The 9,425-nt window shown below is 37.0% G+C and carries 9 protein-coding genes; all 9 read left to right on the plus strand.

Features of this window, described 5'->3' with window-relative positions; all coding sequences use genetic code 11:
* Nucleotides 1-1,064: 1,064 nt before the first annotated feature.
* The 9 genes from HMPREF2697_RS00735 to tgt all read left to right on the plus strand — a co-directional run bounded on the left by HMPREF2697_RS00735 (nucleotide 1,065) and on the right by tgt (nucleotide 9,341).
* Nucleotides 1,065-2,264, plus strand: coding sequence for an argininosuccinate synthase (locus HMPREF2697_RS00735; RefSeq protein WP_013991226.1), 1,200 nt, complete (start codon nucleotides 1,065-1,067; stop codon nucleotides 2,262-2,264).
* Nucleotides 2,265-2,590: 326 nt separating this feature from the next.
* Entirely contained in the window at nucleotides 2,591-3,976 is a 1,386-nt protein-coding gene (gene argH, locus HMPREF2697_RS00740) for an argininosuccinate lyase (protein ID WP_041817286.1), read from the plus strand.
* Between the two features lie 84 nt (nucleotides 3,977-4,060).
* A complete protein-coding gene (gene rnpA, locus HMPREF2697_RS00745) occupies nucleotides 4,061-4,396 on the plus strand; it encodes a ribonuclease P protein component (RefSeq protein ID WP_002891957.1) in 336 nt (111 codons plus the stop codon).
* Between the two features lie 115 nt (nucleotides 4,397-4,511).
* Nucleotides 4,512-5,318, plus strand: a complete 807-nt coding sequence (locus HMPREF2697_RS00750) for a membrane protein insertase YidC (protein ID WP_013991224.1) — start codon at nucleotides 4,512-4,514, stop codon at nucleotides 5,316-5,318.
* An 11-nt stretch (nucleotides 5,319-5,329) separates the two neighbouring features.
* Nucleotides 5,330-6,373: an RNA-binding cell elongation regulator Jag/EloR gene (jag, locus tag HMPREF2697_RS00755; protein WP_013991223.1), complete on the plus strand. Its 1,044-nt coding sequence runs from the start codon at nucleotides 5,330-5,332 to the stop codon at nucleotides 6,371-6,373.
* 132 nt (nucleotides 6,374-6,505) lie between these two features.
* On the plus strand, nucleotides 6,506-7,102 hold the full coding sequence (locus tag HMPREF2697_RS00760; protein WP_004183632.1) for a TetR/AcrR family transcriptional regulator: 597 nt from the start codon (nucleotides 6,506-6,508) through the stop codon (nucleotides 7,100-7,102).
* Nucleotides 7,099-7,662 carry an NAD(P)H-dependent oxidoreductase gene (locus HMPREF2697_RS00765; protein WP_070849217.1) on the plus strand — a complete coding sequence of 188 codons (564 nt, stop codon included), beginning with the start codon at nucleotides 7,099-7,101 and terminating at the stop codon, nucleotides 7,660-7,662. The genes HMPREF2697_RS00760 and HMPREF2697_RS00765 overlap by 4 nt, the downstream gene beginning before the upstream one ends.
* Nucleotides 7,663-7,857: 195 nt before the next feature.
* On the plus strand, nucleotides 7,858-7,992 hold the full coding sequence (gene rpmH, locus HMPREF2697_RS00770; protein WP_002885866.1) for a 50S ribosomal protein L34: 135 nt from the start codon (nucleotides 7,858-7,860) through the stop codon (nucleotides 7,990-7,992).
* Nucleotides 7,993-8,198: 206 nt separating this feature from the next.
* Nucleotides 8,199-9,341, plus strand: coding sequence for a tRNA guanosine(34) transglycosylase Tgt (gene tgt / locus HMPREF2697_RS00775; protein WP_013991220.1), 1,143 nt, complete (start codon nucleotides 8,199-8,201; stop codon nucleotides 9,339-9,341).
* Nucleotides 9,342-9,425 lie beyond the last annotated feature (84 nt).

Here is a 9,425-nt window from a genome sequence, read left to right on the forward strand (position 1 = left end):
TAACTGGAAAACACCTTATGAAGTATTCTATGGGAAAGTGTGCATTGGGCATAACAAAAAATCCATCGATTGATGACTTTTTCAGTGGGCTCCCTATTCGGTCCTCTCTAGATGTTAGCTTTTCGTCACCCACTACAGTTGACAGGGAGTATTAAATTTAAGGGTGATGTATCACTATTTTGTAGATGATTGATTGTTTTATAAGTAATTGGTTTTCATAAAAATACTAAATAGATGTCTTTTAGTAATGAAATTTAATAATTTATAAAAAAAATACTAAAGAATTACAGTTCAGGACAAAAAAATGACATTCTATGAAATCGTATAGACAATTAAATTGAAAAAGGTTATGATATAACCAAGATATGTGATTCGGAATGAGACATCGTCAATCTTATTGAAATCTACATACACTTTATGAAAATAAATAATGTACTTTTATATAACTTTTTCCTAATCCCCATTTTTTATTGGCCGCTCGTCCAATTACATATCTTTTTTATAGACATTAAAAGGCTTGAGAAATCAAGCTGTTTTTTGTTTTTAAGGAATTATTGTAGTTTAAGATAAAAAATACATTCTGTGAGTGAAATCCGACATTTTAGGAAATAGCGACATACATCCTGGGGTTGCATGCTATAATGTAATCAAGGTTAGAGAGCAAGAAGAATGTATGGTTTAAGTTAGTCCCTTAAACATAATAATTTCCCTCATTCATTCTATCTAAAATTGCTGTTGTGTTCTCTACCGATGATGCTGTTGTTCAAAAGGTCTGTACTTTGTACAGGCCTTTTGGCATTTTAGAAGATAGATAGTTAAAGATGCTTTTGAATCTATTTGTATAGTTTCAAGAGTGTTTTTTTATTTTCTACCATTCCTTGCATAAAATTGAATAAAAATTAAGTATTAAGCATTTTTTAGGTCAGAATAATAAATAAAAATGAAATAAATATAAAAAAATAACAAAAAAGTGTTGACAAGTGAATAAATATGCAATATAATTAGTCTCGTAAGGTTGATAGAGATAGCAACCACAAGAAAATATAAGAAAAGAGAAAAATATTATGTCAAAAGAGAAAGTTATTCTTGCCTATTCGGGAGGTCTTGATACCTCAGTCGCTATTACATGGCTTAAAAAAGATTATGATGTTATTGCTGTTTGTATGGATGTCGGTGAAGGTAAAGATCTTGAGTTTATCCATGACAAAGCTTTGACAGTTGGAGCTGTTGAGTCATACGTGCTTGATGTTAAAGATGAGTTTGTTGAAGATTATGTGCTTCCAGCACTTCAAGCTCACGCTTACTATGAACAAAAATATCCTTTGGTTTCAGCGCTTAGTCGTCCAATTATTGCTAAAAAATTGGTTGAGATTGCTCATAAAACAGGAGCAACGACTATCGCTCACGGTTGTACTGGTAAAGGTAATGACCAAGTTCGTTTCGAAGTTGCCATTGCTGCCCTAGACCCAAGTCTTAAAGTAGTGGCGCCAGTGCGTGAATGGAAATGGTCTCGTGAGGAAGAAATTGAGTATGCTAAGGCTAATGGTGTTCCAGTTCCAGCAGACCTTGATAATCCTTACTCAGTCGATCAAAACCTTTGGGGACGTGCTAATGAGTGTGGTGTTCTTGAAAATCCTTGGAATCAAGCTCCAGAAGAGGCTTTTGGGATTACCAATTCACCAGAGTCTGCGCCAGATGAAGCTGAATATGTCGATGTAACCTTTAAAGAAGGGAAACCAGTTGCTCTTAACGGTAAAGAAATGAAATTGGCTGACCTTATTCAAGAGATGAATGTTATTGCTGGTAAGCATGGTGTCGGACGTATCGACCACGTTGAGAACCGTCTTGTAGGTATCAAATCTCGTGAAATTTATGAATGTCCAGGAGCTATCGCCCTTTTGACAGCTCATAAAGAAATTGAGGACTTAACTTTGGTACGTGAAGTTTCTCATTTTAAGCCAATTCTTGAAAATGAATTGTCAAACCTTATCTACAATGCTTTGTGGTTTAGCCCAGCAACACAAGCTATCATTGCTTATATTAAGGAAACACAAAAAGTTGTTAATGGTATCGCTAAAGTTAAACTTTACAAAGGGCATGCTCAAGTAGTAGCACGTCAATCAGCTAATTCATTGTATGATGAAAACTTGGCTACTTACACATCAGCTGACAGCTTTGATCAGGATGCTGCGATTGGATTTATCAAGCTTTGGGGTCTTCCAACTCAGGTTAATTCACAAGTTAACCATCCATTTGACAATTAATGACAAATTTCATAAGAAAAGTAGGCTATTAGAAGAAAAACGCTTCTTATCAGATAAAAGTGGACAGAGAGCCACATCTGATACTCTTTTCTTATAACTTATATTATTATCGTTAAGGCGTTCTGAGAGGCGTCACGAGCCTAAATAAACTACGACAGAGATCGGGTTTTAGGAAAACAAGTGTCCAGAGAGACAAATTAAGCTAGACAAATACTATCTAGCTTTTTTCATTTAAGTTATTGTGACCAAAGAGGTCGTTACTTGTTATAAGTATTAAGAAAGGATAAAAGATTATCCCAGTGAGGGGAAATCTTCAAAATAAAACTATGGCAGAAAATCATAAACTATGGGGCGGTCGGTTCGAAGCTAGTCTTGAAAAATGGGTAGAAGAATTCGGTGCTTCAATTTCATTTGACCAAAAAATGGCAGAGTTTGACCTTAAAGGGTCTATTGCCCATGTTACTATGCTCGGTGAGACAGGAATTATTACCAAAGAGGAAGCATTGCAAATTAAACAGGGCTTGGAAGAACTGCTTGAGGAATATAAGGCTGGTAAACTAGAATTTGATGTTTCCAATGAAGATATTCATATGAATATGGAGAGTCTTTTGACAGCTAAAATTGGACCAGTAGCAGGAAAACTTCATACAGCACGTTCACGTAACGACCAAGTAGCTACGGATATGCACTTGTATCTAAAAGCCAAACTAGTGGAAGTTATTGAGAAGCTCGATAACTTACGTGCTACTTTGGTCAATCTAGCAGACAAACATACCTATACAATTATGCCAGGCTACACTCACTTGCAGCATGCACAACCGATTTCTTTTGGTCACCACTTGATGGCTTATTACAACATGTTTACACGTGATGCCGAACGTTTTGAATTTAATATCAAGCATACGGATATCTCTCCACTCGGAGCTGCTGCACTAGCAGGAACAACTTTCCCGATTAATCGTAATATGACATCTGACTTAATGGGTTTTGCAAAACCATATAGCAATTCCTTGGATGCTGTTTCCGATCGTGACTTTATTCTCGAATTCTTGTCAAACTCAAGTATTCTCATGATGCATATGACACGTATTTGTGAAGAAATCATTAACTGGTGTTCTAACGAGTTTAAGTTTGTAACTCTATCTGATACTTTTTCAACAGGCTCTTCTATTATGCCTCAAAAGAAAAACCCAGATATGGCAGAACTAATTCGTGGGAAATCAGGTCGTGTCTATGGCAATTTGATTGGATTGTTGACGGTGATGAAGTCATTACCTTTGGCCTACAATAAAGATCTCCAAGAAGATAAAGAGGGTATGTTTGATACGGTAGAAACGATTACTGTCGCTATTGATATTCTCGCAGGCATGCTCAATACAATGACTGTTAATGACAAACATATGGCAGAATCAACAGAGAAAGATTTTTCAAATGCTACAGAGTTGGCTGATTATCTTGCATCTAAAGGCCTACCATTCCGTGAAGCACATGAGATTGTTGGAAAACTTGTCCTTGAGTGTACCAAAGCTGGTTATTACCTTCAGGATGTTCCTCTCGAACGTTATCAAGAAGTTTCAGACCTAATTGAAGAGGACATCTATGAGACACTTAAATCTCATACAGCTGTTGAACGTCGTCATTCCCTTGGTGGAACTGGTTTTGACCAGGTTAAATGGCAAATCAAAGAAGCTCAAAAAGCTCTAAAAAAATAAGTCTCTAAGGCCCTAACCATAAGGTTTTGGGCTTTTTTGCTATTTATGATATAATAGTACTAATTTTGAGTTTGGAGTCGCATTTTGAAAAAATCTTATCGCGTTAAGAAAGAGAAAGACTTTAAAGCATTATTTGATGCAGGACACAGTGTTGCTAATCGAAAATTTGTTGTCTACTGTCTGGATCGTGATCTACCTCATTTTAGAGTGGGTTTGTCAGTCAGTAAGCGTCTTGGTAATGCGGTTACTCGGAATCGGGTAAAACGTCGTCTACGACATGCACTAATGGACATGTCATCTCAGTTAGAACATCAAGATTTTGTCGTTATTGCTCGTAAAGGTGTTGAAGACTTAAGTTATCAAGACATTTATAGCAATCTCGTTCATGTCTTAAAAATAGCAAAGTTATATAAGGACTAGAAGATTGTCTTGCTTCTTTACATTGTAGGATAAACTAAGATCACTCCTGATTTTTGAGATACTCTTAATGAATGGAAGCGAAGCAGTTCTTTATCGTATTAAAAAGGAGTTTTTAGTGAAGAAAAAACTTAATATATCTGTTTTAGGTGCAGGAGCTCTCTTGCTTTTGTCCGCGTGTGGACGAAGTGATGTTACAAGTCACTCTACAGGCCTTTGGGAACGTCTTATTTTAATGTTTGGGAAGGCTATTCAAGGGCTTTCATTTGGTGGTTCTATTGGATTAGGTATTATTATTTTCACGATCTTAATTCGTGCAGTAATGATTCCTTTGTATAATCGCCAAATTAAGTCAAGCCGTGAACTACAAGAGTTGCAGCCAGAGTTACGTCGCTTGCAGAGTGAGTATCCTGGACGCGAGAATCGTGAAGCTCTTGCTTATGCACAACAAGATCTTTATAAAGAGCATGGTGTAAATCCTTACGCAAGCTTCGTTCCTCTCTTGATTCAATTCCCTATTTTGATGGCTCTTTACGGAGCGCTCACACGAGTGCCAGAATTGCGAGAAGGAACATTCCTCTGGGTTGACCTAGGTCAGAAAGACCCTTACTTTATTCTTCCGATTTTGGCGGCTGCTTTCACTTTCCTTTCAACTTGGTTGACAAATAAGGCGGCTAAAGATCGTAGTGCAATGCTTCTTGTTATGAATATCATGCTTCCAATCTTTATTTTCTGGTTTGGAACTCAGATTTCTTCAGGGGTAGCACTTTACTGGGCAGTTTCAAACGCCTTCCAAGTTGTTCAGATTTTGATTTTTAATAATCCGTTTAAAATCATTGAAGAACGTAATCGTTTGGAAGCGGAAGAAAAAGAACGTAAAGCTAAGATTCGTCGTGCCAAGAAAAAGGCGCATAAACGTAAATAAGGAGGCTTATTATGGTTGTCTATTCTGGACGAACAGTCGAACAAGCTATCGAAAAAGGTTTGAAAGATCTTAATTTACCTCGTATGAAGGCTCATATTAAGGTGATTTCTCGTGAGAAAAAAGGTTTTCTAGGGTTCGGAAAGAAGCCAGCTCGAGTTAGTGTTGAACCAATAAATGAAAAGATAACTCATGAAGCAAATCAAAACACCGTTAAAGTGGCTCCTGATGCTATAAAACAATTAGACGATTCTGTCGCAAGTCCAAAAGACGAAACGATTGCTTTCAATAAAGTGACAAAACTTGTTACGGTTTCAGATAATAAGGAAATTGCACATGAAGACTTAAAGCAACCAGTTTCTACAGAGACTCTTGATGAAGAGTTGCCAGATAAGAAACAGGAGCAACCAAAGGCAACAATTATTCCTCTATCTGTTAAACGTGAGTCATCAGAAGGGGATGTTACAGAATTTATGGCAAATTCGCTTGAGCCCCAACTAGAACCGGTGGCTCAAGTTCAAACTCCGGAAACTTCTGAAGGAGATTTCAGTTCTTTTGTGGCATCTGAGTTTAGTTCGGATGAGTCTTCTGAAAATAATTTAGAAGATATTCAAGGGGCTGCAGATGATGTTTTATCTTACCTCGAAAAAATTATCTATGAAATGGATGTTGATGCTAGTCTAGAGGTTAGTCACAATCGTCGCAATATTATCATTCAGATTGAAACAGACCAACCTGGTCGTGTTATCGGTTATCATGGCAAGGTTCTCAAGTCTTTACAACTTTTAGCGCAAAATTATTTGCACGATCGTCATTCTAAACGTTTTAGTGTTGTTCTTAATGTTCGTGATTATTTGGAGCAACGCACAGAGACTTTGATTGATTTAGCAGAAAAAACGGCAGCTAAAGTAAAAGAAACAGGTCGAGAGTACGTTATGGATCCAATGACGAATAGTGAACGAAAAATTATCCATAAGGCACTTTCTCAAATTGAAGGTGTTGAAAGTCACTCGGAAGGGGACGATCCTAATCGTTACGTTGTTGTGACAAAAGTATGATTACAATAGCGTTTATTGCTTACAGAAACTAGTCTTATTTGAAGGCTAGTTTTTTTTGACAATAAAAAGTAGACGGTGTATACTTTATTTAAAAGGTAGTCGCTGTCTACTTAGATGGAAATAGGAGTCAAAATGAAACGTAATACTGCTGAATTGAAGGAAAAGTTAATCGCAACTGGAGTCGAGGAGATAAGAACAAGAGGTGTCGATCAACTATCTATCCGAACGGTGGCTCAAAGATGTGGGGTCACCCATGGGGCACCCTATAAGCACTTTGAAAATAAGGATGTATATCTTCAGGTAGTTTTGGAGCATTTATCTGAGATCTTTTTGAAGTATCTGACAAAAGGGGTAGACTCTTCGCTTGATGTAAGAGGTCAATTAGTATTAATGGGCTGTAATTTTGTGGAATTTGCTCAAAAAGAAACAAATAGTTTTGAGGCCTTGTTTATTAAGTTTCCTTTCAATTATATGGAGCTCACTCGGGACAGTATCTCTGTTAATGCCCATTTACCAGGGTTTGAGCACTTTAAGAGTGTGGTTTTGAAGCTAAAAAGTGAAATGAACATTTCGGGTAGTGAGGCAGAAATATTAGTTCATATCTGGAGTTTTATTACTGGATTAGCCGTTTTGGTAAGGAGTCCTATTGGTGATAATTTCAATAGTAACACTATTGAAGAGACTGTTAGTACTATGTTAGACATCTATGTTAAAGGAGCTAAACAATGAAAACCTTAATTATCTACGCCCATCCAAACGATAAGAGCTACAATGCCTCTATACTAGAGACTGTTAAAGAAAATTTATCGTCTAAACATGAGTTAAAGATTCTAGATTTGTATAAAGAGAAGTTCGATCCTGTTTTACGTTTTGATACAACACATAGGAGAAGAGACTTAGCGCACGATGTAGCTATGAAAGACCATCGAGATTTAATAACTTGGGCAGATCAGTTGATTTTTATTTTTCCAACTTGGTGGAGTGGAATGCCAGCTATCTTGAAAGGATTTATTGAACGCGTTTTTGTTGCTGGCTTTGCCTATGAAAATACACCCCGTGGATTGGATGGTAAATTGACTGGGAAAGCTTGGATTATTACAACCCACAATACACCAAAGATTGTTCTACCTTTAGTTCAAGATTATAGCAAAGTCCTAAAATTTCAAGTCCTAAAACCTTGTGGTATTAAACCGGTCAAAGTTACCCAGGTTTCACCTGTTGAGTATATGAGTGATCATAAGCGAAAAGAGGTACTCAAGAAAATAGCTAAACTAGCAAGAAGGTTATGAGCAAGCGATGATATAGGAACGGCATTGTAGTTTACAGTTATCACTAGCCTCCGGGCATCGAAGATATAATGAAATTAATATCTAAGTAATTCTTGACAAGATTAAGCTATTGCTATAAAATAGTATGGTATGTTTAGTAACTGATCAAAAATAGCCGGCTAAACGAATACGAAAATCTATCAGGAGGTATTCAACGTGAAACGTACTTATCAACCAAGTAAAATCCGTCGTCAACGTAAACACGGATTCCGTCACCGTATGTCAACTAAAAACGGACGTCGTGTTCTTGCAGCTCGTCGTCGTAAAGGACGTAAAGTTCTTTCAGCTTAAGACATTATTGAAAGCAACAGTGCTCGAGACTGTTGCTTTTTGTTTTTTGCTATAAATGATAGTGTTGATGTTTGTTGTTATTCATCGAAACTTTGAAAATATAGAGCTGACAATTCTTGTAATTTTTGATAAACTAAAGCGGTTGTGGATAATGACCACTTACTAAAAAATACTTAGGACTGTTTTTCCTAATGTAAGGAGTATAAATGACTGACTTTCCTATTAAATATCGTCTTATAAAGAAAGAAAAACACACAGGGGCACGCTTGGGGGAAATTATCACGCCTCATGGAACTTTTCCAACACCGATGTTTATGCCTGTAGGTACCCAAGCTACAGTAAAAACGCAATCTCCTGAAGAATTAAAGCAGATGGGTTCAGGAATTATTTTGGCCAATACCTATCATTTATGGCTAAGACCTGGTGATGAGCTCGTTGCTAAAGCTGGAGGACTCCATAAATTCATGAATTGGGACCAAGCGATTCTTACAGATAGCGGTGGTTTCCAAGTATATTCATTGGCCGAAAAACGAAACATCTCGGAAGAAGGTGTAACTTTTAAAAATCACCTTAATGGAAGTAAGATGTTTTTATCTCCTGAAAAAGCGATCTCGATTCAGAATAATCTCGGTTCAGATATTATGATGAGTTTTGATGAATGCCCTCAATTTTACCAACCATACGATTATGTGAAAAATTCTATTGAACGTACAAGTCGTTGGGCAGAACGAGGGCTAAAAGCACATCGTCGTCCACATGACCAAGGTCTTTTTGGAATCGTACAGGGAGCGGGTTTTGAAGATCTTCGTAGACAATCTGCACAGGATTTGGTTTCCATGGATTTTCCAGGTTATTCAATTGGAGGTCTTGCAGTAGGAGAAACCCATGAAGAGATGAATGCAGTTCTAGACTTTACTGTACCTTTACTTCCTGAGAATAAACCACGTTATCTTATGGGGGTAGGGGCACCAGATAGTTTGATCGACGGTGTTATTCGTGGCGTTGACATGTATGATTGTGTTCTCCCAACACGAATTGCTCGTAACGGAACTTGTATGACGAGTCAAGGACGTCTCGTGGTTAAAAATGCGGCGTATGCAGAAGATTTTAGCCCTATAGATCCTGAGTGTGATTGTTATACATGTAAGAATTACACACGTGCCTATGTGAGACATTTATTGAAAGCAGATGAAACGTTTGGAATTCGCCTGACAAGTTATCACAATCTCTACTTCTTGGTGAATTTAATGGCTAAAGTACGACAGGCTATTATAGATGACAATTTACTTGAGTTCCGCCAAGACTTTATAGAAAAGTATGGTTACAAGTCAAGTAAAAGAAATTTTTAAATAACTTATTTAGCGGTACACGATTGTACTGCTTTATTTTTTTCAAAAATCTATTGACAAGAATTTATTTGGGTGATAAGATGT

Origin of the sequence: Streptococcus sp. HMSC064D12, from assembly GCF_001837205.1 — a bacterium.
Lineage (GTDB): Bacteria > Bacillota > Bacilli > Lactobacillales > Streptococcaceae > Streptococcus > Streptococcus salivarius_D.

Bases quoted from the DNA above. Each gene is read 5' to 3' on its own strand.
- HMPREF2697_RS00760 (WP_004183632.1), top strand. From the start codon at position 6,506: ATGAAACGTAATACTGCTGAATTGAAGGAAAAGTTAATCGCAACTGGA.
- tgt (WP_013991220.1), top strand. From the start codon at position 8,199: ATGACTGACTTTCCTATTAAATATCGTCTTATAAAGAAAGAAAAACAC.
- argH (WP_041817286.1), top strand. From the start codon at position 2,591: ATGGCAGAAAATCATAAACTATGGGGCGGTCGGTTCGAAGCTAGTCTT.
- jag (WP_013991223.1), top strand. From the start codon at position 5,330: ATGGTTGTCTATTCTGGACGAACAGTCGAACAAGCTATCGAAAAAGGT.
- HMPREF2697_RS00765 (WP_070849217.1), top strand. From the start codon at position 7,099: ATGAAAACCTTAATTATCTACGCCCATCCAAACGATAAGAGCTACAAT.
- HMPREF2697_RS00735 (WP_013991226.1), top strand. From the start codon at position 1,065: ATGTCAAAAGAGAAAGTTATTCTTGCCTATTCGGGAGGTCTTGATACC.